The sequence below is a fragment of the Paenibacillus sp. FSL H8-0122 genome, assembly GCF_038005345.1.
In the GTDB taxonomy this organism is placed as follows: Bacteria; Bacillota; Bacilli; order Paenibacillales; family Paenibacillaceae; genus Paenibacillus_AQ.
The window spans coordinates 5,547,642-5,573,207 of record NZ_JBBOTB010000001.1 but is presented as its reverse complement, the minus strand read 5'-3'; the positions used below and the strand labels follow the sequence as shown (position 1 = coordinate 5,573,207).

Annotated in this window: 21 protein-coding genes; 18 read left to right on the top strand and 3 right to left on the bottom strand. The window is 55.7% G+C overall.

Annotated features, from left to right (window positions below; all coding sequences use genetic code 11):
- Positions 1-27: 27 nt before the first annotated feature.
- The 14 genes from NSS64_RS24025 (at position 28) to NSS64_RS23960 (ending at position 13,690) form a co-directional block, all read left to right on the top strand.
- Complete coding sequence (locus tag NSS64_RS24025; RefSeq protein WP_341141773.1) at positions 28-741, top strand: YceI family protein; 714 nt, start codon at positions 28-30, stop codon at positions 739-741.
- Positions 742-837: 96 nt separating this feature from the next.
- Positions 838-1,584 carry a hypothetical protein gene (locus NSS64_RS24020; protein ID WP_341141772.1) on the top strand — a complete coding sequence of 249 codons (747 nt, stop codon included), beginning with the start codon at positions 838-840 and terminating at the stop codon, positions 1,582-1,584.
- A gap of 120 nt (positions 1,585-1,704) precedes the next feature.
- The gene (locus NSS64_RS24015) at positions 1,705-2,496 is read left to right on the top strand and encodes a hypothetical protein (RefSeq protein WP_341141771.1); all 792 of its coding nucleotides are present in this window, start codon (positions 1,705-1,707) and stop codon (positions 2,494-2,496) included.
- Positions 2,497-2,607: 111 nt separating this feature from the next.
- Positions 2,608-3,606, top strand: a complete 999-nt coding sequence (locus tag NSS64_RS24010) for a Gfo/Idh/MocA family protein (protein ID WP_341141770.1) — start codon at positions 2,608-2,610, stop codon at positions 3,604-3,606.
- A 36-nt stretch (positions 3,607-3,642) separates the two neighbouring features.
- Positions 3,643-4,566, top strand: coding sequence for an ADP-ribosylglycohydrolase family protein (locus NSS64_RS24005; RefSeq protein WP_341141769.1), 924 nt, complete (start codon positions 3,643-3,645; stop codon positions 4,564-4,566).
- Positions 4,567-5,618: 1,052 nt separating this feature from the next.
- Positions 5,619-6,503 carry a hypothetical protein gene (locus tag NSS64_RS24000; RefSeq protein ID WP_341141768.1) on the top strand — a complete coding sequence of 295 codons (885 nt, stop codon included), beginning with the start codon at positions 5,619-5,621 and terminating at the stop codon, positions 6,501-6,503.
- Positions 6,504-6,558: 55 nt separating this feature from the next.
- Entirely contained in the window at positions 6,559-7,710 is a 1,152-nt protein-coding gene (gene aroB / locus NSS64_RS23995) for a 3-dehydroquinate synthase (RefSeq protein ID WP_341141767.1), read from the top strand.
- 184 nt (positions 7,711-7,894) lie between these two features.
- Positions 7,895-8,269, top strand: coding sequence for a Na-translocating system protein MpsC family protein (locus tag NSS64_RS23990; protein WP_340978618.1), 375 nt, complete (start codon positions 7,895-7,897; stop codon positions 8,267-8,269).
- Positions 8,270-8,387: 118 nt separating this feature from the next.
- On the top strand, positions 8,388-9,173 hold the full coding sequence (locus NSS64_RS23985) for an ABC transporter ATP-binding protein (protein ID WP_341141766.1): 786 nt from the start codon (positions 8,388-8,390) through the stop codon (positions 9,171-9,173).
- Between the two features lie 109 nt (positions 9,174-9,282).
- Positions 9,283-10,092, top strand: a complete 810-nt coding sequence (locus tag NSS64_RS23980) for an ABC transporter permease (RefSeq protein WP_445667849.1) — start codon at positions 9,283-9,285, stop codon at positions 10,090-10,092.
- Positions 10,093-10,133: 41 nt separating this feature from the next.
- Positions 10,134-11,183 carry an ABC transporter substrate-binding protein gene (locus NSS64_RS23975; RefSeq protein WP_445667810.1) on the top strand — a complete coding sequence of 350 codons (1,050 nt, stop codon included), beginning with the start codon at positions 10,134-10,136 and terminating at the stop codon, positions 11,181-11,183.
- Between the two features lie 16 nt (positions 11,184-11,199).
- Positions 11,200-11,856, top strand: a complete 657-nt coding sequence (locus NSS64_RS23970; RefSeq protein ID WP_341141764.1) for a cysteine hydrolase family protein — start codon at positions 11,200-11,202, stop codon at positions 11,854-11,856.
- On the top strand, positions 11,853-13,271 hold the full coding sequence (locus tag NSS64_RS23965) for an MFS transporter (protein WP_341141763.1): 1,419 nt from the start codon (positions 11,853-11,855) through the stop codon (positions 13,269-13,271). Before NSS64_RS23970 ends, NSS64_RS23965 begins: the two co-directional genes overlap by 4 nt.
- Positions 13,272-13,354: 83 nt before the next feature.
- Positions 13,355-13,690: a hypothetical protein gene (locus tag NSS64_RS23960; RefSeq protein ID WP_340943956.1), complete on the top strand. Its 336-nt coding sequence runs from the start codon at positions 13,355-13,357 to the stop codon at positions 13,688-13,690.
- Positions 13,691-14,000: 310 nt separating this feature from the next.
- Here the strand turns inward: NSS64_RS23960 and NSS64_RS23955 are convergent, their stop codons facing one another.
- Genes NSS64_RS23955 through NSS64_RS23945 form a run of 3 tightly spaced genes read right to left on the bottom strand, consistent with a single transcriptional unit; the run spans position 14,001 to position 16,931 of the window.
- Entirely contained in the window at positions 14,001-15,806 is a 1,806-nt protein-coding gene (locus NSS64_RS23955) for a hypothetical protein (RefSeq protein ID WP_341141762.1), read from the bottom strand.
- Between the two features lie 56 nt (positions 15,807-15,862).
- A complete protein-coding gene (locus tag NSS64_RS23950) occupies positions 15,863-16,786 on the bottom strand; it encodes a hypothetical protein (protein ID WP_341141761.1) in 924 nt (307 codons plus the stop codon).
- Positions 16,779-16,931, bottom strand: coding sequence for a hypothetical protein (locus NSS64_RS23945; protein WP_155991665.1), 153 nt, complete (start codon positions 16,929-16,931; stop codon positions 16,779-16,781). The genes NSS64_RS23950 and NSS64_RS23945 overlap by 8 nt, the downstream gene beginning before the upstream one ends.
- A gap of 244 nt (positions 16,932-17,175) precedes the next feature.
- On the opposite strand from NSS64_RS23945, the gene NSS64_RS23940 reads away from it, so the two are divergent.
- The 4 genes from NSS64_RS23940 to NSS64_RS23925 all read left to right on the top strand — a co-directional run bounded on the left by NSS64_RS23940 (position 17,176) and on the right by NSS64_RS23925 (position 25,375).
- Entirely contained in the window at positions 17,176-18,996 is a 1,821-nt protein-coding gene (locus tag NSS64_RS23940; RefSeq protein WP_341141760.1) for a vWA domain-containing protein, read from the top strand.
- 85 nt (positions 18,997-19,081) lie between these two features.
- On the top strand, positions 19,082-22,471 hold the full coding sequence (locus NSS64_RS23935) for a tubulin-like doman-containing protein (RefSeq protein WP_340943949.1): 3,390 nt from the start codon (positions 19,082-19,084) through the stop codon (positions 22,469-22,471).
- Between the two features lie 4 nt (positions 22,472-22,475).
- A complete protein-coding gene (locus tag NSS64_RS23930; protein ID WP_341141759.1) occupies positions 22,476-24,902 on the top strand; it encodes a transcription initiation factor TFIID in 2,427 nt (808 codons plus the stop codon).
- Between the two features lie 146 nt (positions 24,903-25,048).
- On the top strand, positions 25,049-25,375 hold the full coding sequence (locus NSS64_RS23925) for a hypothetical protein (RefSeq protein WP_341141758.1): 327 nt from the start codon (positions 25,049-25,051) through the stop codon (positions 25,373-25,375).
- Positions 25,376-25,566 lie beyond the last annotated feature (191 nt).

Sequence of the window (25,566 nt, the reverse complement as noted above, 5' to 3'; positions counted from 1 at the left end):
ATAAGAATATGGAATGGAGGAGATCGTATGAAGAAGAGGACAGTCGCTATAACCGCAGCCATTGTAATTATTGCAGGAGCCATCACCGCCTTCATCTTAGTGAACAACAGCCTTGGCAATAAGGTGGAGATTGAATCGGTGATTCCTGAGCAGGCGCAGGACAGCGGAGCCCAGAAGGAAGGAACGGCCAATGCGGCTGCCGCCGCTGCTGCTGTAACGCCGGAGCAGTTGAACGGAACCTGGAACATTGCAGAGCCGTCCAAGGTCTACTGGTCCGTAACCACATCCAAAGAAACGGTTAACTTCGTAGATCCTTCCGTGAAGGGCACCTGGAAGGTGAATCTGGAGGATGCCTCCGCGATGACCGGCGAAGGGTCGGTCGACATGAGCGCGCTTGATTCGGGAACCGCCCAGCGGGACGAGCATGTCAAGGGAGCAGACTTCCTGTCCGTGGCAGAGTTCCCGGAAGCCACCTTCACGGTGAAGTCCTTCTCGGAGCTGCCGAAGGAATGGACAGAAGGGACGGCGGTGCCGGTACAACTGCAGGGTACGCTGACTGTGAAGGGCATTGAGAAGGAAGTGACGTTCGACTCGCAGGCCGCATATAGCGGCGGAGAGCTTAAGCTGTCGGGTACGACTACCGTAACCTTCGAGGATTTCGGCCTCAGCAATCCGCATTCCATCGTGCTCAGTACCGAGAACAACCTTGAGGTGCGCCTGGAGCTAGAGCTTAAGAAATAACATAGAAGTTAGAGAGGACCCTCCCCGTCTGCCGTGGATTCGCGGCTGGCGGGGAGGGTTTTTGATGTAACTTGGGCTGTTGCGGCGGCGGGGGCTGTGGAGGATGTATGTGGAAAAGCGAACACATTGGGCTGGCGCGGGGTGTACGGCCGGAATGTAATCGAAAAACCGATTACATTGGGCTGGCGCGGGGCCTATGGCCGAAATGTAATCGAAAAACCGATTACATTGGGCTGGCGCAGGGCGTATGGCTGGAATGTAATCGAAAAACCGATTACATTGGGCTGGAGCGGGGTGTATGGCCGAAATGTAATCGAAAAACCGATTACATTGGGCTGGCGCGGAGTGTACGGCCGGAATGTAATCGAAAAACCGATTACATTGGGCTGGCGCGGGGTGTATGGCCGAAATGTAATCGAAAAACCGATTACATTGGGCTGTCGCAGGGCGTATGGCTGGAATGTAATCGAAAAACCGATTACATTGGGCTGGCGCAGGGCGTATGGCTGGAATGTAATCGAAAAACCGATTACATTGGGCTGTCGCAGGGCGTATGGCTGGAATGTAATCGAAAAACCGATTACATTGGGCTGGCGCGGGGCGGATGAGCGGAATGTAATCGAAAAACCGATTACATTGGGCCGGCGCAGGGCGTGTGGCCGAAATGTAATCGAAAAACCGATTACATTGGGCTGGCGCAGGGCGTATGGCTGGAATGTAATCGAAAAACCGATTACATTAAGCCGATGCTGGGCGGATGAGAGGAATGTAGACGATAAACCGAACACAATCGGTGCTGCTGCGGTGAGATGGACGTATGCTATCCATACAAGCGGTCGGTGAGAGAATGCTCTCAGAACTGGCGAATTCCCGCTGACGGTGCAAATTCCCGCCTCCAGGTTAAATATAAGAGATACATAATCATTCCACAGGACCATCAGGTAAGGAAGGGAGCTAAGATATATGGACCGAAAGGCCAAGACCATACTGCAAAAATCATTCTGGAGCGCGAGCGGCTGGAAGGGGACGTACGGGCCTTTTTCCGGTGAGGATTTCGACTATGCGAAGAGCAAGGGGGTTATGTTCGATCCCCTCACGATCACCCATGATGAGCTGGTGGAGAAGCTGCGGGTGCTGCACAGCAGAAGTGTGACCCGGGACAAGGTGGCGGCTGCCTTCCTGCATAGCCTGTCTACCCGGAAGGTTCATCTGCGGAGCGCCTTGTCCAGCTGGGCCTTGACCTCGGAGCTGGCTGCACATGCCTACGCCCAGCCGCCCGCTGAGCAGCCAAGGTATAGCAGTTGTGCTGCTTGTGATGCCAGGCACCTGATGTCTGATCAGCAGTACAACGGTGTGGATCTGAATGTGCTCAATTTCGAGCGGGTCAAATGGGGCGGCATCCGCCTTAATAAGCTGCTGTATTGCTGGCTCGATCTGGAGCTGTTTAGCAGGGAAGAGGAGGTGGAGGCTACTCCGCAGGATCTTCGTATTTTGCGGGATATGGCCGAAGCCGTGAAGCTATGCGGCAGCAAGGACGGTGCACGGAAGCTGGAGAAGCATTGGAAGGATATATTCCCCTCGAACCAGCATGAACGGGATGTGGTGATGGAGATCTGGGGCTACGCCGGTATTCTCGTGCCGCAGGAGGAGCCGCGCCAGGGGCGGGGCGGAGACAATGACTTCAACGCTGTAGCCAACTGGCGCGGGGAGGATGGTTATTCGGAGGAGCGCCTGAATTTGTTGTTCGGGCTATAATACATATCTGTATGGAGCTGGAGGGTTCCGGCGGGATGCGGACATGTACACAACAGGGAGATTTTGATAGAATCAGAGGGACCTGAGCTTCATTAAGAGGAGGAGATTACTATGGCAGAAGATAACGCTTACACGATAAAATGGGGCATTCTCAGCACAGGCTGGATCGCCCATCAGTTCGCCACAGATCTGGCCCACGCCAGCAATGGGGTGGCCTATGCAGTCGGCTCGCGCTCGCAGGAGAGCGCGGATAAATTCGCAGCCGATCACGGCATTCCTGTCGCATACGCCACCTACGAAGAGCTGGTTAACGATCCTGATGTGGACGCCATCTATATCGGCACACCGCATCCGTTCCACCGTGAGAACGCGCTGCTCGCGCTGCGTGCAGGCAAGGCTGTGCTATGCGAGAAGCCTTTTACCGTTAACAGTGCTGAACTGGAGGAAGTCGTGGCCTATGCCCGGGAGCATAAGCTGTTCCTCATGGAAGCGATGTGGAGCCGGTATATCCCGGCACATGTGAAGGTGAGGGAATGGCTGGCCGCCGGGCGCATCGGTGAGGTGAAGCTGGTGAAGGCGGACCTTGGGTTCCGTTCTGACTGGAAGCCGGAGGGGCGTCTGCTGAATCCGGCCCTTGGCGGCGGTGCGCTGCTGGATGTCGGCATCTATCCGGTCTCCTTCACCTCGATGGTTCTCGGACCTCATCCAGAGTCGATCGCCAGCACCGTTCATATCGGGGAGACCGGCGTGGATGAGCACTTCTCGCTGCTGCTGTCCTACGGGAATGGCGTATCTGCTTCACTCAATGCCGGCATCCGGCTGAATCTGGACGATGAAGCCTATATCTATGGAACGGAAGGCCGTATCGTGGTCAATGGCACCCTGGTTAATCCGAAATCGGCCGAGCTCTATGTGAACGGCGAATTGGCGGAGAGGTTCGAAGATGACCGCGCTTCAGTCGGGTACTGCTTCGAGGCGGAAGAGGTAGGCCGTTGTCTTCAGGCCGGACTTACCGAGAGCCCGGTGATGACGCTGGATGAATCCGTAGCCCTGATGAAGCTGCTGGATGAAGTCCGGGCGCAGTGGGGGCTGAAGTATCCCGGCGAATAAGTGCGGCCAGGAAGCTTCCGGGAAGGGGGAGACCAAGTGACATTGACGATGGACCGTTATCAGGGCTGCCTGCAGGGGCTGGCCGCCGGGGATGCGCTGGGCACAACTGTAGAATTCCAGGCACCCGGAACCTTCAAGCCAATGACAGATATTGTCGGCGGCGGGGTGTTCGCTCTGCAGCCGGGCCAGTGGACAGATGACACCTCGATGGCGCTCTGTCTTGCGGAGAGTCTGCTTGCCATGCAGGGCTTCGATCCGGCAGATCAAATGCAGCGTTATGTGAAATGGTACCGCGAAGGAGCACTTAGCAGCACCGGCAGATGCTTCGATATCGGCAACGCAACGCGCGAAGCGCTGCACCGGTATGAAGCAAGCGGGGAGGCGTACAGCGGTTCAGAGGACCCGTTTTCTGCCGGGAACGGCTCAATTATGCGTCTGGCTCCGGTGATGATGTACTACGCGGAGCAGCCCGCTGAGGCGATCCGCTATGCAGCCATGAGTTCAAGAACCACGCACGGGGCCGCCGAGTGTCTTGCTGCCTGCCGCCTGCTCGCGGCCTATATTCTCGCCGGGCTGCACGGCTGGAGTAAGCAGGAGATGCTGGCGCCGGATGCCTTCCGCGAATGGCTGGACGAGGATGCCCTTACGCCGCATATGCTGAATATCAAGCAAGGCTCCTACAAGCTGAAAGAGCCGCCGCAGATTCAAGGCTCGGGCTATGTTGTGGAGTCGCTGGAAGCAGCGCTGTGGGCATTCCACAAGTCGGACAGCTTTGCAGAGGGCGCGCTGCTTGCCGTGAATCTCGGCAATGACGCCGACACCACCGGTGCCATCTACGGCCAGATCGCAGGAGCCTACTATGGGCTCAGTGGCATCCCGGCGGGATGGAGCCGCAAGCTGGCGCTGCGTGAGCTGATCAGCGAGTATGCGGGGCGGCTGTTTATGGAGCGGGTGCGATAGACGGAGGTAGTTAAGCTGCACGTGGCAGGCGGGGCGCATGGGTTACAGGGCGCCCCGCCTGCCACGTGCAGGATGATGCGGAGTTTCGTGTGTGAACTATAGAAGTTGGTTCATTACGCTAACGCTGTAATGTGTGGGTCTGTGTTTGAAGGAGACATTCAGAGATAAGTGTATTCTGTACAATTAAAAGCCTTGAAATGGCAATCATTCCTCTCCTAACTGTAGTCTGTACAACTAAATTTGCCTGAGTGGGCGAGAACCCAGATATAAAGGGATTTTAGTTGTACGAACTACAGCTAAACGGCTATCCGACGGCACATCAGACGATTTAGTTGTACAGATTGCACTTAAGCTAATCGCTTGTACCTTAATGGAGGCATGAACGATGATATCAGGCAGATTCTGCACCCATCGACGACTTCTACGCTTGAATTGAAAGCGGCTGATTGTATTTCCTGCAATAGAAAACTCATCGTTGACCGTGCAATGAGATTCTATTGTATTTCATACAGCGGAATATTGCATATTGGGCGAAAGATGGCCTTTTTTCAACATTCAAATGTACCGAATACAATAGAATCTATTTCGATGCCATTTTAACCGCATTCCATTGTACAAAATACAGTTACTACTGTTCCAGCGCCTACAGAATACGAACGACTGTGTGGGAATGAGGCGCTAATTATCTTTTTCGGAACAAAGCCGTCCACAGAAAAGCTTCACCGAACAGCTTCTCACTCTGCTCCGTCTGGCATCCGGACAATCCCGGAAAAAAGGAATACCCTTCTCCTTATCCGCATAGAATCCATCCCGCCATGCCCCCTAGTCCCGGAAAATAGAGTCCAGTATCCTCAGCGTATCCTCATGGCTATAAATCGTTTCATCGCTCATTCTTCTCAAGGTCTCCCTTCCTATCATCATACGGCAAACCGAATATACACTATGAGACAATGCAGACAGTAACTCTCCTAAATTATGTTATAATATTCCGGAAATATGTTCTGTGCGGTTGGTTGCAGGGAGCGGAAATTCTATGAGGGGGAGGGAAGCGTGTGCTCTGGACGGCAAGTCTATCCAGTCTGCTGCTGAAGCCGGACAACCGGCAGCGGCATAGCGAATTACTTCAGGAAATTGGCAGCTATATCAGCACTCATATTCTGAATCACCCGCTGCTTACGGAAGATTGCGGGAATATCAGCATCCTGCTGGATGGATCAACGGCCTTGGGGATTGTGGACGACAGCTCGGATGTAGATCTGATTCTGGTCTGCCAGGATGAACGCTATGAGCCGATTACAAGCCGGTTCGAACAGGCCGGGCTGATCCCGGAGAGAAGCAGCTTGTTTGTCGATGTGCACCTGCCCAGCGGCAAAACAGGACATTACACCCTGCTCAAGTTATCGGAGCTGGAGCAGGCGCTGGGAATGGGACAACTGGACTGGTTGTGGAATGCATCGGTCTCCTGTCTTTATCAAGATCCGCTGGACCTGAAGGCGTTGTTCACGCAAGCGGTTCCGCTGCCCTCAGACCTTCTGCTGAGTCTGCGGAAGAAGACATACATAGACCTTCGGAGTGCTGCCAAAAGCCTGGATAATCCCGTGCGCCGGGGAGAGGCTTTTCCGATTCTTTTTCAGGCGGTGGAGGTGTTCAAGCAGGCCTTACGCTGTGCCATCACGGTGGAGGGTTACCCCTATCCGTATGATAAATGGCTTGTACAGGTAGCAGAGCAGCTTCCAGTGGGGAAAAGGGTGCTTGATTGCATGAAGGACTTCCGGCAATACCTATCAGAAGATCTGTCCTACGCGCCAATGTACCAGGAGGATAACAGCTTTGTGAAGATGGAGAAGCGGGTCCGCCGGGTGCTGCTGGAGGAATTCCGCCTACGCGGTGTAGATGAGCCTTGGCTGGTGGAATGGTGGAAGTATTTCGAGGAATGAATGGATAAGAAGTCACGCTGGCGCAGACAATCTATAGATGAAAGGGGCTCAACCCATGTCCAAGAGCTTTGAAGTCACACTCCAAAAAGTCGTCGATCACTCTTACTCTATTGAGATCGGTGAGCATTTGTTTGCCTCATTAGTCCGCGATTTGCGGCAGGGGCTGATAGAGGGAGCCAGTAAATATGCGATCATTACAGACTCTACGGTGGAGCCGTTATATGGCCGTCCTTTGCTGGAGCTGTTACGTCATGAGGGATTCCAAGTGGAATTGTTCTCCTTTCCGGCGGGCGAGAGCTCGAAGACCCGGGAGACGAAGGCAATGCTGGAGGACCAAATGCTAAGCCAGGCCTACGGCAGGGATTGCTGCATCATTGCGGTAGGCGGCGGAGCGGTGACGGATCTGGCGGGTTTTGTGGCAGGGACCTTTGGCCGGGGAGTGCCTAGTCTGAATTATGCTACCACCTTGCTGGCAGCAGCAGATGCCTCCGTTGGCGGCAAAACAGGCGTGAATACCCCTGTCGCCACCAACCTGATCGGCGTCTTTCACCAGCCCCGTAAAGTATACATAGATTTGGCCGCTTGGCGTACACTTCCGGCCCGTGAGTTCAGAAGCGGTCTGGCCGAGACCATCAAGCACGCTTGTATGAGTGATGAGGAGTTCTTCAGCTATCTGGAAGCGAACATGGACAGAATCATTACGGAAGAAGGGGAGCTGATCCTTTATGCCGGGGTGTGCGAGCAACTTGCGCTGACGAATTGCCGGATCAAATATGAAGTGGTAGAGCAGGACGAGCATGAAAGTAATCTGCGGCAGATTCTGAATCTGGGGCATACGGCAGGCCGGGCGCTTGAGGCGCTCAGCGGTTACCGGCTGCTGCATGGCGAGGCCATTGCAGTGGGGCTGGTCATCCAGGCGAAGCTGGGTGTGAAGTTTGGTTATATGACGGAGGAACAGGCTGCCCGTGTAGTGGCTTTGCTGAAGAAGGCGGGTCTGCCGACAGAGCTTCCAGAGTACATTTCAAACCGGGCGCTAGTGGACAAGATGTATACAGACAAAAAAGTACGCAATGGCCGCATTCGCTTCGTCTTCCAGGACGGCATCGGGCGGATGAAGCGTTTTGCCGGCGGTTCTTATTCTGTTCCGGTTGAAGAATCGGAAGTCATGGAGCTGCTAGAGGAGCTTCGCGCGAACCCGGCAACTTAAATGTTATATATTCTATCATAATATATATATTTCTTTTGTTTATGTTATATTATCTTCCGTATTTTTATTGACAAGTCTTTATTTTTATCTATAATGATGTATAAGCGGTGGGCAAAAAGGCGATATAGTTGCTTGTAAGTCACATTTCATAACACAATCTATTGCAGCAAAGGTGTGATCGCTAATGATCGCTTCCGCCGGACAATGGAAACAGGATATTCTACGGATTTACAACGAAATCAACAAGAAGCTGTTTAACGCCGGCGTCAAGCAGCAGAAGGTCGATTTTGTGGGGAACAAGATTATTATTTTATCCATTAATAGCCGGGTGCCCGTACTCAAGGTGCTGGATACCCATGATCCCGCGGCAAGCCGCCAGATGAATCTGGTGCTGCATGAAGTATTCAAAGGTGAGATCAAGCAGGCATTTCTGGATGAATTTCAAGTCAATATTAAGGCTGTTCTTAAAGATTATGATGTGGAGACCGAGTATTCCGGTACGATCATAATTTTGGAGAAGGACCTTGAGCATTATCTGAACGCTACGTTGGAACTCTGATCTTTCGGAGAGCCGGCCTGCCGTCAGTTTTCGGACATTTCCCTGCGGGGCTGTGTCCAAAGCTGGCGGCTTTTTGTTTATGGTCATTATTCTATTACTTCCTTAAGGAGCTGATTCTATGAAAACCAAAATTGAGATTGCCGGTGTCAGCAAGTGGTTCCGCCGTGACGGCCAGGAGATTATGGCCATGCAGGAGACGAATCTCTCCATAGAACAAGGCAGATTTGTCAGTATTATCGGTCCCAGCGGCTGCGGCAAGTCCACGTTGTTCAATATTATCGCGGGCCTGATTCCGCCCTCCACCGGCCGTGTGCTTGCAGACGGAGAGGATATCGTAGGAAAGACCGGATATGTCGGGTATATGCTGCAAAAGGATATGCTGCTTCCCTGGAGGACGATTCTGGACAACATTATTCTGGGCATGGAGATTCGCGGGGTGCCGCGCAAGGAAGCGGTAGCCCGGGCCAAGCCCTTGATGGACCGCTATGGACTGAAGGGCTTCGACGGACATTACCCGGCAGAGCTGTCCGGCGGGATGCGCCAGCGGGCAGCGCTGCTCCGTACGCTGCTGTATGAGCGGGATATTATTTTGCTGGACGAGCCCTTTGGCGCACTGGATGCCCAGACCCGGCTGACGATGCAGAACTGGCTGCTGGAGCTCTGGGAAGATTTCCGCAAGACAGTGTTATTCGTCACTCATGATATAGATGAAGCCATTTATCTGTCTGACGATATCTATGTTTTCTCCGGGCGGCCGGGAAGGATCATCTCCAAGATTTCTGTAGATATGCCGCGTCCCAGACACCAGGAGGATACGGTATCTGCTTCGTTCATGGAGCTGAAAGCCCACTTGCTGAATCTGCTGTCAAGCGGCGACCAGGAGCCTGCGACCTGTATCTCTTAGAACTCATAAACTGTTGAAGGAGAGGACAACCATGGAGAGTGTACAAAAGAAAGGCTATGTCATTCACAAGCTGGAGCCCGCCCCGATCTATTCAGTCAAGCCGGACAAAATGCAGAAAGAGCCCGTCATCATTGATGAAGAAGCCGCCAGACGCCAGATGCGGCGGGTCATCGGAATCGGGCGGCTGTCTGTGGCACTGCTGATCGTGCTCTGCTGGGAGCTGTTTACACGGATTGGCTGGATGGACTCGTATTATTGGAGCAGCCCGGTACGGATTATGAGCACTACCTGGACTCAGATGACAGAGGGGACGCTGCTGGAGGATATCGCCTATACCTCAAGCTCGACGATTCTCGGCTTCATTGGCGGAACGCTGATTGGCTCGTTGCTCGGTCTGTCCTTCTGGTGGTCCCGCAAATTTGCCGGCATCAGTGAACCGTTCCTGATCTTGCTCAACGCCATGCCGAAGCTGGCGCTTGCCCCGGTGCTGGTCATTCTGCTGGGCATCGGGTTCTTCTCGAAGGTGGCGTTAGCTTTTGCCATGACTGTGGTTGTGGCGGCCTTGTCGGCGCATAGCGGCGTGCAGAGTGTGGACAAGGACATGGAGAAGCTGATGTATTCGCTCGGGGCGAAGCGGCATCAGGTGTTCACCAAAGTGGTCATTCCCTGGGCAATGCCCTGGATGATCAGCAGCCTGCGGATTAATATTGCCCTCTCACTGGCCGGAGCCATTGTTGGTGAATTCATTGCTTCGAGCCATGGCATTGGCCGTATGGTCATCTACGCCGGTACTATTCTCGATATTAATCTGGTCTGGGTAGGCGTTGTAGTTCTGTCTGCACTGTCGATGGTCATGTATGCGGGAGTGGTGTTGCTGGAGAAGTGGTTGTCTAAGGGATATGGGATGAAGAAGGCTTAATATGCAGGCAATCATTTCAACAAGATAGAGGAGAGAAGCCAATGATGAATGTAACGAAAATGAAGCTGTCGGCCGTCCTGCTGGCCTCTGTAATTCTGCTGTCCGGCTGCGGCGGCAAAGGCAATGCTGAAGTTGAAGCAGCCGCTGCCGGAAACGTTACGGAGAAGCTGAAGAAGCTGGTTATCGCCGAGCCGCTGCACTATACGGGTTATTTGCCGCTGTACGTGGCGCAGCGTGAGGGGTATTTTGCGGAGGAGGGCCTGGAGGTGGAGATGCTTCAGGCTGCGGGCGGCACGCATGTCACCTCGGTGGTCAGCGGGGATGCCTGGGCGGTCATCGGCGGGCCGGAGTCCAATGCACTGGCGAATATCGGGAACTCAGACCCGATCGTCTCGGTCAGCAATGTGGTTAACCGGGCGAATGTCTATCTGATGGCCAAAAAAGGGACAGCCCCGGCAGGCAGCTCAGCTGAAGAATTGGCAGCCTTCCTGAAGGGCAAGAAATTGAATGCCGGACGGCATGGCGGTACGCCGAACCTGCTGACCCAGTATCTGCTGCTGGAGCTTGGACTTGATCCGCAGAAGGATGTGCGGCTACTGGAGCCGGCGGACGGCTCCACGGTGGTGGCGATGGTCCAGCAGGGGGCAGCGGATATTGCGAACGGCGCGGAGCCGCAGATCAGCGACGGGATGAGCAAGGGAGTGTGGGATGAACCTTTTTACAAGTTCCATGATCTGGGTGACTATGCTTACTCGGTGCTGAGTGTGAAGAAGTCTACCCTGGAGAAGGACCCGGAAACGGTACAGAAGGCGGTGAATGCTGTCGTCAAGGCGCTGAAGGTGATCCAGGAGGATAAAGAACTGGCGATGCGTGTCCTGAAGGCGGAATTCCCTACACTATCGGAGGCTGCTGCTCAGGCTGCGCTTGACCGGGCGTATGAGGATCAGCTCTGGAGCCCGGATGGAGTGATCTCGCAGGAGGCGCTGGATAAGGATATGGATGTGATGATCAAGACCGGTATCTACAAAGGCGAGTATACCTATGATGACCTGGTCGATATGCAATTTGTGAATCAAACAACAGCGAAATAAACAGAGGTCTTCAAAAATGAAAGAGGTGACGAAAATGGAGTTAACTGCCGATCTGATTATCCCCGATAAAACTGCGCTTATTATAGTAGATGTTCAGAATGATTATTGCCATGAGGAGGGCGCGCTGGCTTCAGGAGGCAATGATGTATCCGCTGTACGGGAGATGATGCCACAGTTGCACGGGCTGATTGCGGCGGCGAGAACGCAGGGCGTACCGGTCATATACATCCAGACCTTTCATGAAAAAGCGACGGATTCGCTGGTCTGGACGTCCCGCTCCGGGCGGGGCTCGCTCGGTGTCTGCCGCCGGGGAAGCTGGGGCGCTGAATTCTATGAGGTGTCCCCGCTTCCGGAGGAGATTATCGTGAATAAGCACCGGTACAGCGCTTTTATTAACACCCGGCTTGATTCTGTGCTGCGCGCACAGCGGATCGAAACCCTGATCATGACTGGCGTAAGCACCAATGTGTGCGTAGAGTCAACCGCAAGGGACGGCTTCATGCTGGATTATCAGATTGTGATGGTTCAGGACGCCTGTGCTTCGTATTCCCGGGCGGCGCATGACATGACGCTGGAAAATATGAAGGGATACTTCGGCGTGGTTGCTTCAGCCGCAGAGATTGAAGCGGGCTGGAAGATCTGGAACCAGCCTGTGCTGCAGCAGCTGTCGTGAGCCTCACGATGCCGTCACCGGAACGGGCCTTAAACCTCACGGCGGTTAAGGTGGTCATCTGTCTCGGGGCGTTCCTGTCCAATCTGTCCGCCGGGATGTTCAATATATCGCTGGTTGATATTTCCGCTGATTTGCAGATTCCCGTGGCCTCTGCACAGTGGGTGGTCAGTATCTATCTGCTGGTCATTTCAGTGCTGCTGCCTGTGATGGGGAGGCTGGGGGACAGATTCGGCCGCCGTAAGGTGCATAATCTGGGGCTGTTCGCCTTCGCAGCAGGGGCGCTGGGCTGTGCGCTGGCCTGGAATGAAGCCATGCTGCTGGGCTTCAGAGTCTTGCAGGGGGCCGGGGCTTCCATGTATCAGGCAACCAACATGGCCTTGATCGTCTCGCTCTTCCCGGCGGAGCAGCGGGGCCGGGCGCTGGGGCTGATGAGCACCTTCGTGGCTGCGGGTTCGATGGCAGGTCCGGCCTTAGGCGGCTTCCTGATTCAGTGGTTTGCCTGGGAGAGCAACTTCTGGCTGCTGGCCGTTGTTGCGGGAGCCGTGGGTGTGCTCGCGCATAGGCTGATTCCCCGGGATACAGAGACCGCCGGAGGCAGGATGAATCTGGCCGGAGCAGCCTGGATGGCTGTCTGTCTTACTTCGCTGATGGTGGCCTTCGATCTCGGCAGCCGCTCCTCGTTCCTGTCTGTATCCGTACTGCTGCTGCTCGCGGTCTCGGTAGGGTTGGCAGCGGGTTATACGGGATACGCCCGTTTCGCTCAGCGCATCTCTCCGCCTGCGGAGAACGGCTTCAGCCTGTTCACGGACCGGAGCTTTGCCGCCGGGATTGTGATTACGGTTATCACGTATATGGCCGCTTTTGCCGCACAGCTGGCGCTGCCTTCGCTGCTGCGCCTATCCGGAGCTGAGCCTGCGTGGGTGGGGCTGATCATGATCGGCTACCCGCTGGCGCTGGTGGTAACTGCCCCTGTCAGCGGGAGCATCGCGGACCGTAAAGGGCCGCTCGGCATTCTAACCGCCGGCCTGCTGCTGATGAGTGTCACGCTGCTGGCGCTGGGCCTGGGCCTGGGCTCTCCTGCTCTGAGAACAGGTGCAATGGTGCTGCCGGTGGTGCTGCTCGGCTGTGCCATGGGAATGATTACTTCGCCTAACACAAGCATCGTTATGGGTTTGGCGGCAAAATCGCAGCTTGGCCGGGTCAGCAGTCTACTGGCGTTATCCCGCAACATCGGCATGATGTTCGGAACGGCGGCCGGCGGTCTGATGATCAGTGGGGGGAACAGGCCGAACGGAAGCTATGTGGCGGTGTTCGTAGCCTGTGCAGCGGCAGTCGGTCTGTCCTCCGTCTGGCCGCTGTACTCCTTCCGGCACAGCAGCAAGCGCAAAGGTGCGGAGCATCTGCACATACCGTAATAGAGTTGAGTTTCAGGTGAGCTGAATCCCGCCCCCTTCATTCTGGGTAATATAGAGAAAGAGAGCTTAGGAGGGACGACGATATGGGCAATCCGTTGAAGGAATTCAAGAGCAGCATCGATGGGCTGAAGCAGTCACTGGACGGGGTAAAGCAATCCGTCGATGGACTGAAGGCTCCGGTCGATGAGCTCAAAGCGAATATGCAGGAGACGGTGGAGGCGGCGAAGCTGCGGAGTGACGGGGTGAAGTCGGAGCTTGGGCGGATGAAGCAGTCGGTCAAGGACACTCAGGAGGTGCTTGGCGAGGTTAAGGAGACGCTGAGCGCATCGGCGGAGGTGCTGTCTACCCGGAAGCGGTATCTCAGGCTGTTCAGCCGTAAGAAGGGACGTCAGATGGCTGCCAAGGCCCGCCGTTCGTGAACGATAATCACACATCTCCCGCGCCAAAAAGAAGACGCAAGCGTCAAGCGGCATCCGTGCCGTCCGACGCTTGCGTCTTTGTGTTCCGTTTTGGGATTTTCGGTTCATGCGGACTGGAGGGCCTTTATTTGGTCCGTTTACGCCATTCCAGTAACCTATCCGGACTCAGAGGACCTTAACTAACCTGTATCGACTCATTTTCAGCGTCAACGCGCCTTTTAACGGCCTCCCAGTCCGCGACGGGCAGAAAAGTTTTCTTATTGACCAAATAGCGTCCTCACAGTCCACCAAGCATTCAGCCGGGCCGCCATCAAGGTGCCATCAGGCTTAAGCTCTGCGCCGAATCGACCATAAACACAGGCACAGACTGTACCCCAAGCTCCGTCTCCACCTCTCCGAATTCATTCCCGAACTGGCCGCTGACTGCGGCGGGGCCGGTAAACAGCGGTACCTCGCCCTGGAGGAGCAGATCACGCCCATTTGCGCGTGCAACGGTTCTTCCGGCGGAGTCGATGATAATCTCGCAGGAGAACATCACCTTCTCATTGAGATGAAGCTCAAGCTGTGCCGCATCAATTGTAGTATAGGTGGCGGCGGACTCCTGATAGAGTTCCGAGAATTCATATGCCCCGTTCACCTGGCGGAAAATAGCGGTCCTGTCGGTAACACCATCGGCCAGATCCGTGTTCATTACGCGGATGGAGCCATCCTCCGCCATCAGCTCATAGCTGCTGCCTGTGAAGCTGAACAGCAGAGAGATTCCCTCCGGCCGGATGGTATAGCCTGTGAAGATGCTGCGTCCGTCAGTCTCACCGCTGTTAGCTACAACTACGGGTACTTCGGAGTAAGCAGACAACGCTTCATCAAAAGAAAGATCGCTCAGCATCCCCGAACCCTGGATCACCTCTCCGGTCCGGGTGGAGACCGTGCCGTCCCCGCTCATCTCGGCATAGACCAGCTTGCCGCCAGCATCTACTCCGGCTACTGCCACCTTGGCACCGTACTTGTCAGTGACGGAGGCCGTAAGGGAGTAGCTTCCCTGCACTTCGCCGCCCGGCAGCAGCCGGAGCGGCTCGGCCAGGTTCCAGGCAAGCGTTGCGGCAGCGGTCTCCCCGGAGGTGTCCTGCACTGGGGCCAGCTCCGCATAGAGCCTGATGGCATCCGCATACCGGCCGCCGCGCACATGGCGCGCGCCCTCGCGGAGCAGCCGGGCGATGCTGCTGTCGATCAGCTTCAGCACCTTGGAGCTGGTAATGCCGGCAGATGCCGCATAGCTGCGGTAGCGGGCGGCATGTCCGGCGAAGGCGGCGGTGTTGCCGCCGTCCAGATCCTTGTTCAGGATGAGCGAAGCGCTCTCCTGAACCTGCTCGCTAAGCCAGGGCGCTGTATAACTATGATTCTTATAAGCTTCTTCCATAGAGAGGGCGCTCTCCAGCATAGGCCCGAAGCTTCCGGCTGCGGCCAGAGCCTTGAGCCTCGCGGTATCATGGGCCTTGAAGCTCGCAGCCAGCAGCTTATCCTTGGCGGCGGTTCCCCCGTAATAGTCTGCCGGAATCTGAAGCAGGCTCCATTTTAGATTGTCCGTACTGCCGCTGTCCGTCCCCGAATCTGCCCCCTTAGAACCTGCGGCGAGTCCGGCCAGATACTCCTCCTTGAACTGCCGGAACCCGGCTGTCATCTTGTCTGAGAGACCTGAATCTGCCGAGAGCTGGCGATAATAGGCTTCATAGGGACTGCCCGGCGTCATATATTTGCTCTTCAGACTGAGCAGAGCGGCGTAGCTCTCCATCATCCCTGCGAAATCCTTCACAGTCAGCTGGTCCGCAAGCGTTAAGGACAGTCTGCTTAGACTGCTGCGGATACTGGTGATGGGAGCCAGCTCTGCCAGTCTTGCCGAAATTTCTTCTTCTTTATAAGAAATCGCGTGATTGGCCGCTGCTTGGCGGTACCGGTTCTCGGCAGCAATAAGCTCCCCGGCGGCGTACAATTTTCCGGCTTCTTGTACATCCTGGAGCTTATTCTTAATCCCCAGCGCCTTCTGTCCCAGCGGGAGCAGCATCAAAATACACAGAATAATCATAATATTCCGCAGGGTTATAGCCCGTATGATCGTCATATAATATAGCCCCTTTATAGATAGATAAGGATTAGAGCGGCAGTCGGCTTCTAACCTTATACTTCAGGGTCCCAGCGGTACTTAAGCTCACGGATCTCCTCCATCTTGACATCCAGGCCGTTCCACGGCTCATAGGGATTCGCGGCAATGAGTCTGGATAAGCGCAGGAACCGGTCTTTGGGCAGCTCCTGCACATAGCGGCCGATCATGCCGGAGTAGAGCAGCGCGTATCGCTTCATGCGGACCGCAGCACTGGCAACGGCGGTCATAATGACCAGCCCCTCATCCATTTCGAGAATCTGCACCTCATAATTCTTGACATAGCGCAGGGTGCGGTCTTTGATCAGCTCGGGACGGACCCTGGCGATCTCGCCGATATATTCAGCCAGCAGCGGCTCGAAGTCCTTCAGCAGCAGCTGCTCCAGCTCCAGCGTCATGTCCTTGCGCAGCTGGAAGCCGTGCAGCAGGGCGACACGCTGACGGGAGATCCGGTCTCCGCGCAGCAGCACGGAGATCTCGCGCAGCTTCTCATAAGCGAGCACATCATTCTCACGCAGCACCGTCACGGCTTCCTGGCGGTTCAGCTCCAGATCCTCCTTGATGCTATAGATATTACGGCCAAGCAGTTTGTTCAGCGCATACAGATTTTCGTTCTGCCGGACTTTCCGCTGCGTATAGTAGACCAGTCCGGCTAATACGAGGCCGCCTGCGCCGCACAGTACCATCTGCTGCAGATTCTGCCCGAAATAGATTCCGGCCAGGGTCAGCAGGAGGATAACGAGCAGCCGGGTCTGGACCTTGCGCCCGGCCTGGGACACTGCATACTTCTCCACCGGAGTCAGCGAGGCGCGGCCGCAGCGGGTGCAGCGTTCCTCGCCCAGCGCTGTGTAACGGTGACAGCGGCGGCAGATGCGCAGCTTCTCGAAGGCGTAACGGGGGGCCTTGAAGGGACGGAAGATGACGGGTTTCTTTTTACTCACGGGCCGTATCCCCTCCGTTCAATGCAGCCAGCAGGCGCTCGTCGATATCCTCACGGGTGAGCGGCTTCCGCTGGCGGGAAGCATATAGAATGATCTGAATCACAGCATAGAGAAACGTTATCCCGAGTATGGCGTATGTAATCATGGAACTCTTCCTTTCTGCTCTGGTTACGGTCTTTTAATCAAATATTCAGGATTGCGGCGTATACTTAGAATAGTCTATCCGGCTCAGGATGGCGATTGTTACTCGCGGAAGTGCCGGTCCAGCGGTCACTATGTTGAAGTTTACAAGGTTTAATTATATCATAATGGCATGCTATTGACAGAATTTAGCTATGCGTTACGGATCTGCCATATCCGCCTAATTTCACACAAGAGGAGCCCTATTTATGCTTCGTAACGAACGTAATTTCAGCAAGGCCAAGAATAGACTGCAGCGCATATTGCCTGTATTGCTCATGATTCTATGTATCACTCTGTCCCCATATGCTGCTTCGAGAGCCAGCGCGGCTTCGGCCGCACCCTCGCATATTGATGCTGTGCTGCTGATCGATGTCAGCAACTCGATGAACAAGAGCGACAAGAACAAGATTGCCAATGAAGCGATGAAGATGTTCATAGATATGCTGTCCACCCAAGGCGATAAGGTAGGCATTGTGGCCTACACCGATAAGGTGCAGCGCGAGAAGGCGCTGCTTGGCATCAAATCCGCCGGCGACAAGGAGGATCTGAAGAATTTCATCGATGGGCTTAGCCGCGGACCCTACACAGACCTGGCGGTCGGGATGGAAGAGGCGGTGAAGGTGCTGGAGAACGGCAGCGATCCCGGCCATGAGCCAATGATCGTCATGCTGGCCGACGGCAACAATGACCTCAACGAAGCCAGCGGCCGGAAGCAGTCCGATTCCGACAAGGAGCTGAAGGCGGCAGTAGAGGCTGCCAAGCAGAAGGGGTATCCCGTATATACCATAGGACTGAATGCGGACGGCAAGCTGAACAAGAATATTCTGGCCGGACTGTCCAACGAGACAGGCGGCAAGGCGTTCACCACAAATTCCGCGGATGATCTGCCGCAGATTCTCAGCGAGATTTTTGCCAGCCACTTGAAGCTGAAGGTGGTGCCGGTGCCGTCCATTACAGCAAACGGCGATTATCAGGAAGTTACGGTAAATGTGCCTAACGGCAGCGTGCTCGAAGCGAATATCTCAATCATGTCCTCGAAGCCGGTGACCGCGAAGCTCAGTAACCCTGCGGGGCAGGAAGTAGCGATTCCCTCCGATAAAGTGCTGTTATCCAAGTCTTCCAGCTATACGCTGATCAAGCTGCTGTCGCCGGAGGAGGGAGACTGGAAGCTCCAGGTTAAGGGAGTGCCGAAGGACAAGATCGATATTAACTTGGTATTCAACTACGATCTAGAGCTGAAGCTGGATGCCCTACCCTCCAAGTCTTACGGCAAAGGCGACACGGTGGATATCTCCTCGCATCTGTTCAGCAACGGGACAGAGGTAACGGAGAGCAGTCTGTACCAGGATATGAAGGCTGTGCTGCTGGCTACCGATAAGGACACCGGCCAGGTGCAGGAGATTCCGCTGGATAACTCGGGTGCCGAGTTCAAGGGTGCTTTTGAAATCAAGGATAATCATGAATACGAGCTGAAGGTCCGGGCCGAAGAGAGCAGCTTCTATCGGGAGAGCGATGTGCTGACCATCAATGCCAAGACCGGAACGGTAGCGACCACCCCGCCGTCAGCAGGCACTCCTGCGGGCGAAGAGCCTGCTGAGGAGAAGACCTCGAACACGCTGTACTATATCATCGGCGGCATTGTGCTGCTGCTGGCTGCTGCAGCCGCATTCTGGCTGCTGCGCAGTAAGGCGAACCGGGGGTTCGTCGGACAGATGGTGGTAGAGGTGCTGGACAACAACACAGGGGAGAAAACCTATCCGCAGTACAAGAAGCTCTCCGGCTTCCGCGGCAAATTCACACTTCACCAGCTGCTGCAGCTGGCCCCGGAGCTGAAGGAGAGCGAGAAGCTGGTCTTCACGCCGGGGACGAATGACCGCCTGCTGCTGCGCAGCGGCGAGGGCATTACTGTAGAACGCTCAGGGCGTGCTGCTGATACCTCGCGGGGCCTGGAGATGAAGAGCGGGGACCGGGTGACGGTCTCTCTGCAGACGGTAGACAAGACGATTTCTCTGGAATATTTGATCTGATAAGCAGGCTAAGTGTACGCTCCCGAAGCAATCATGCGAAGTGATTCGGGATGCGTAGGCTATCACAACTTTTGGGGGAGAACCTATGAAACCGGTAGTAAGAGAACATATTCAACAGCTGGATGTATCGCTTGGCGGAGGGATCGTCAGCGACAAGATCAGAGTGGATACCATCGACAACCCGATCCTCATTATCGGGCTTGGCGGCACGGGCATCGATGCCCTGCTGCGGCTCAAATACCAGATTAACCGCCGCTTCAAGCTGCCTGAAGATCCGTTGTCCAAGAAGAAGCGGGATAAGCCCGATAACGTGGAATTCCTGGCGTTCGAGACCAATGAACAGGACCGCGGCAAAAAATACAAGGGCATCGGCCTCGACCCGCAGAATGAATTCGTGCTGCTGGCCAATGCCGAGATCGGCGGACTGCTGCAGAACCGCAGCATCCTGGATTCTTACATTACAGACTGGCTGTCGCCGGAGCTGAGCATCACAGACGGCATGAACGGAGCCGCCGGGGTGCGCCAGGCCGGACGCCTGCTGCTGTTCACGAAAATCAACCAGGTGGTTGCCGCCATCGATAAGAAGATCAAGACGCTGTCTGTCGGCACCAGCAAGAAGCTCATGGTCTTCCTGCTTACCGGTCTGTCCGGCGGAACGGGCAGCGGGGCGTTCCTGGATATTGCCTATATCGTGCGCGGCATCATTGAACGTGACTACGGCGCAGCCGGGATAGACCGTGTCAATACGCTGGGCTATCTGTTCACACCGGACGTCAATCTGTCGAACAAGAGCCTCAGCGAGCATACGCGTGAGTATATCCGCAAGAACGGGTATGCCGCGCTCAAAGAGCTGGACTACTGGATGAACGTGGACAGCCGGGGCGAACGCTTCCGCCAGAAGTACGGCAATATTCTTAGCGTCAACTCGCCGCTGCCGCCGTTCAATCTCTGTCATCTCATCTCCGCAACCAATACGGAGGGCAAGCTGCTGGAGAATGCCTACGATTACTGCATGAACGTGACGGCTGAGAACATCACCAACTTCATGGCCAGTGAAGAGAAGGCCTCCGGCGAGGAATTCGCCATCCATGACTATATCAGCAACATCCGCACGAACATTGCCCAGATGAACAAGACTTATCCTGCCAACTATGAATACAACATTATCGGGGCATCCTCGGCCGTGCTGCCGATTGAGGAAATGACAACATACCTGGCCTACCGCCTTTTCGACAAAATGGACAAGATGTTCCATCACGCCCCGAATCAGGAGGATGTGGAGAAGATGGCGCGCAAGCTCGGCATCGATCTCGATACGATGATCAAGACGTTCGAGTCCCGTGTGCCGGAGCCGCTGCCGGGCTATCAGAACAGCGAGCGCCTCAGCCATGCGAATGTCGTCAAGAATCAGGTCGTCAGCATGGATACGGAGCTGGAGCAGAACTTCCTGGCCCGTGCGCGTGAGGAATATATCAAATCCAAGAAGCAGCTTCCGGGCGAGATTGCCGGACGGTTCGGCGAAGAGCTGGAGCGCATTTTCCTGCATCCTGAGCAGGGGCCGTTCTATGTGTCGCGGCTGCTCTACACCGAGAAGGGCTTCTGCATCCTGAAGCTGATCCAGTCTTATATTGAAGCGCTGCGCGAGAGTCTCTTGCGCCTGCCGCGTGATATTGAGACCGCACAGGAGAGTGCAGAGGATAAGCTGGGCGATGCGCGGAGCGCTTTTGTGTCCAAGGAGAAGAAGAAGAACGCCTATATTGAAGCCAAAATCAATGAATACTGGCTGCATGCCGATGTGGAGCGCACCGAGCAGATGATCCAGTTCTATGAGGATCTGTATGAGCTGCTGAATGAAGAGAACAGCCGGATCTACGGGGTGTTCACCGAGATTCTGACCGCGCTCAGCTCGATCTTCGAGAAGAACGGCGACATTCTGATTAACGGCGAAGAGCAGGCAGACCACAAGGGCAACAAAACCTACTATTGGAATATCGTTAACGTGCCGGATATCTCGGCGACCATCTCCAAAATCATGGACCAGAAAGACGGCGATGATCTGATCCGTGACTTCACACGCGAGATGCTGAAGCATTCCGGGCGCTGGGTAAGGGAGCAGGAGATTGATATTGTCCGCTCCATATCCGAGTTCCTCAGCGACAAGTTCGGGGATCTGATTACCCGTTCGATGGAGGACTTCCTGGTGATGAAATACGGGCGTGAGGAGCCGCTGGATAAGTTCGTGGAGCGGATTATTGCCGGACGTCTGGATGAGGATGCGGTGCCGATTTTCCACCTCAGCAACAGCTCCGGCAGTCTGCACTTCCCGTCCTGGGGCTTCGTCTCTGTGCCGGTGAAGGCGCCGGGGATTCTGAAGGGTGTGCGGAATTATCAGAATAATGCACTCGGCAAATCGCAGTTTACGATCAAGGAGAGCGAGGTCAAGAACCGGATTTTCTGGCTGAATACACGCAACGGGGTGCCGCTGTTCGTATATACGCCGCTGCGGGTGTACGAGGAGAACTACGAGCGGACCATTCTTGACAAGGAAGGCATCGGCCGCCATCTGGTGATGACCGACAAGGACAACTGGACCTATCTGCCTTCGCCGATCCCGGAGAAATCCTGGGGCGATACGTATGCGAATCCGCGGGTCCGTGAGTACAATGCCAGAGTGCGTGCGGATTTCGGCCGGGCGTTGGAGTCCGGTGTGATCATAGAGAAGGGTGTGGACGAGAACACCAGCAGCCGCTTCTCCGTGATCTTCACGAAGCCGCTGGATCTGGGCAAGCTGCTGGGCGCTTATGATCTGCAGCTGGATGCGCCGCGTCCGAATCTGGGTGAAGTGCGCAAGGCCGCTGAGGAGCTCAAAGCACTCCGCACAGGAGGTATTGAACGCGAAGCCGTGAAGGATATCTTCGGCAGCATTAATCTGGAGCTGGCCCAGGAGAACCTGATCCGTTCCCCGCAGCTCATTGCCCGTGTCCGTGAGGAGCTGGCGAAATACGATGCGCTGGCGGCCAAATCTGCGGAACTGGAAGCACTTGTACATCAGCATCTGGATGAGGACAAATGGCTGGACCAGTTCATCGAAGCGCTATACACCGATACGATTACCAAAAAAGGCGCGCTCTATGTCTATGACCGTGACGAGGACGAGGATGCCTGGGAGCCGTTCGCGAATCTGATGAAGGAACGCAGCTATGTGGAGTATGCCGTCTACCGCCATTTCCGTGAGCTGGATGAGAAAAGCCGCAGTCTCCTGCTCCGCAAGGCAGCGCGCCGGGCCGGAGAAATGACCGCCGCTGAAGATGTAACTCCGCTGCTGTATAAGCTGGAAGGGATGTATGTCTCGTTCCTGGAGGCGCGTGACACTCTGGAATATGAGCGGGTAGAGCATGCCAACGGAGATGAAATGTACGGCTTCTACAAGAGCCTGACCGGCAAGCTTGGCAGCATCCGCAGAAAGCTGAAGTAGGCCTATGATCAGAGATCAGGCCTTACAATATGCCGAGCAATACGCTGCCCAGGAGGAAGCACAGCATAATAAGGGGGATGGGCGCAGCAGTATCCATTACCCTGCGCTGTTCCTGTTCCTGGGCGATAAGGTGACCCCGGCCATCGGTCCGGTGCTGGAACGCTGCCAGCGTAAATGGGACAATGCAGGCGGCGTGATGGCACTGCATGCCGGTTCGCATAACGGCAGCGGCAGTACGCAGGAGAAGGAGGGGGTCAAGGGGCGGATCGGCAGCGGAAACAGCAGCGTCCATGAACGCGTGATGCACATGACCCTGCCGGATACGGCAGGGCGTGATCCGCGTACGGTCCGGCGTGAGCTATACCGTGAATTTCATGAGGATAGCCAGTATTTGGCCGGCATGAACCGGACGCTGCGTCAGTTAAGCAACAGCATAGCAGATTACGGGCGGCTGTATTCTTCTTTTGACGTCATCCATCTGTCTGTCATTACACGGGTCGATGACCCGCAGAATGTGCTGTTGCCGGAGATCGTGCTGCTGGCCCGCGCAATTCTCAGCCAGTCATTCAAATCGGTACAGATGGATCTGTATGCGCTGATTAACGAGCGGGAGCAGGGGGATAACTTCGGCTATTCCAGCTCGGTCGGGCTGGCTTGTCTGCGTGAGCTGGACGGGATGCAGGCGGCGGATTATGCCTTAAGCGCTCCGCTGCTGGTGACGGAGGAAGGGCTGTCCATTCCGGTGACGCATGGCCCTGCTCCGCTGTTCGATCTGGTCTATCTGCTCTCCGACAAGAACGAGCGCGGACTGATGTCCGTCCATGGCATGGACGACAATTACGAGATTATCGCCCACATCAGCCTGCTGAAGAACCGGGTCCGGCCTGCGGCCGATCAGGCCTCCGGGCACGGCGGCTACAATAATATGACGTTCAAAAGCGGCATCCGCGGCAGCACCGGCAGACAAGGCTACGCGTCTGCCGGCTTCTCGGCGGTGCGGCGGCCGAACCGCCAGATTGCGCTGGCGGTGCTGTACCATGCGCTGCATTATCTGTCCGGGCGGCTGCGTGCAGGCCATACCCGGAGTCTGAAGGAGCGGCAGGCGATGCTTGGCCTTGGAGCGGATACCCTGCGGGACCGCGCGGCGGAATTGCTGCCGGAGGCGTCTGCTCTTGCCGAAATGACCGGGCTGATGAGCCATGGACGCCCGTCCTATTCACAGCTGCGGATGCTCTCGCTGCGCGAAGCTGAGGAGCTGCTCTTCGGGGAAGGAGCGCAGGCTTACTTCCGCAGTAATTTTGCGGAGGTGTCCGTGAGAAGGGCGGCGGGCATCGATCCGGCCCGGGAGTGGGCCGGAGTACTGGCTGCCGGGGAAGCAGGAGCCTCCCCGGTCACCTTCTACCAGCTGGCGGAATGGACCAGTGAGAAGACAGGTGAGGGAGGCAGCGTCCTGCAGGCCTTGCGCCAGCATATGGGCGGACTACGTTCCGCCCTGCTCTCCGGTCAGGAGGAGCTGGAGCGGCTCTATGCGGAGAGCGTGGAGCGCCAGCCGTTCCAGCGGGTGCCGCTGCTGGACAAACGGACGGTGCGCAATTTCATTCATTACCTGTTCGAGTCCGTCTACGGTAAGAAGTATGAGCTTCTGCTGCTGGAGAGCGAGCTGGCCCTCTGTCTCCGCTATGACGCTGCACTGGAGCAGCTGCATGCAGACAGCAAGACCAAGGTTGCGAAGATGGAAGCGCTGGAGGAGGAGCTGCAGAGTGTCGCTCTGGCCAGCATCGGCCGCAGCAAGGAGACGGTAGATCAGAATATTATGGAGTACTACCGCACGGTGACGGATGAGGTCATGAAGGACATCGAGAACCGGCGCGGGGCCGGAATCTTCTTCAGCGAGCGGTTCCTGGGCAGCCTCTCCGGGCTGCTGGTGAACGGAGGCGGCCAGGCGGTGGCCGAGCGGCTGATCGAGCTGTGCCGCCGGGAGCTGCTTACGGCGGGGCCGTTCAACCTGCCGTTCGAAGAAGAGCTGCTGCGGCGGGCCAATGTTACAGCCGCTTACGAGAACCGGGACATCGTCTCCAAGGAGGAACTGTTCAAGCAGCTCTACCGCAGTCTGGAGGAGGAGGCGGCGATGAATGTCCGCCTGTTCGAGTACACGCAGGAGCACCGGCATGAGGAGAAGTACTTCTTCGGCGACAGCTCCTCCGAATTCTTGCGCTATGCCTTCAGTGCAGACGAGACCACCCGCATCTACCGGCTCGGCTTCGTCCATGAGCAGCGCCGCAGCGGCGTGGAGAAGCTGAATCTGATGGGAGGCTTCCACCTGGAGGACCTGCTCTACTACCGCAACGGTAAGGTCTATTACGAGACTTATGCCGGCAACGGATACCAGCTCCACGGTCTGGAAGAAGAGCAGCTGCCGGAGATGAGATGAGTGGCGACGGCATGAAATGAGTGGAGTGCTGTTGAGCGGAGACGAGACTAGATTAGATTAGATGAGTGCTATGACAAACTATTATTTATGGTCAGGCTGCTATAGCCGTTGGATCTATAGTCCACATGAGTTCGGCGGCTGACCATGTGCTGCTGAAAGTGGACCGGATGGCGGGAAAGAGAGGGATAAATCCCTTTAATGCTGCTGAAAGTGGACCGGATGGCGGAAAGAGAGGGATAAATCCCTTTAATGCTGCTGAAAGTGGGCCGAATGGAGGAAAGAGAGGGATAAATCCCTCTGATGCTGCTGAAAGTGGACCGGATGGCGGAAAGAGAGGGATAAATCCCTTTGGTGCTGCTGAAAGTAGGCCGGATGGCGGAAAGAGAGGGATAAATCCCTCTGGTGCTGCTGAAAGTGGGCCGGATGGCGGAAAGAGAGGGATAAATCCCTTTGGTGCTGGCGAGTGTCGGTAATAGTGCACCTGATTTCACCGAAAGTGTGCCGAACCACCAAATGAGGAGCACTAATGCACCTGATTTCTCACGAAAGTGTGCCGAACCACCAAATGAGGAGCACTAGTGCACCTGATTTCACCGAAAGTATGCCGAACTACCAAATGAGGAGCACTAGTGCACCTGATTACTGGGGGCGGCCGAAAATCCGA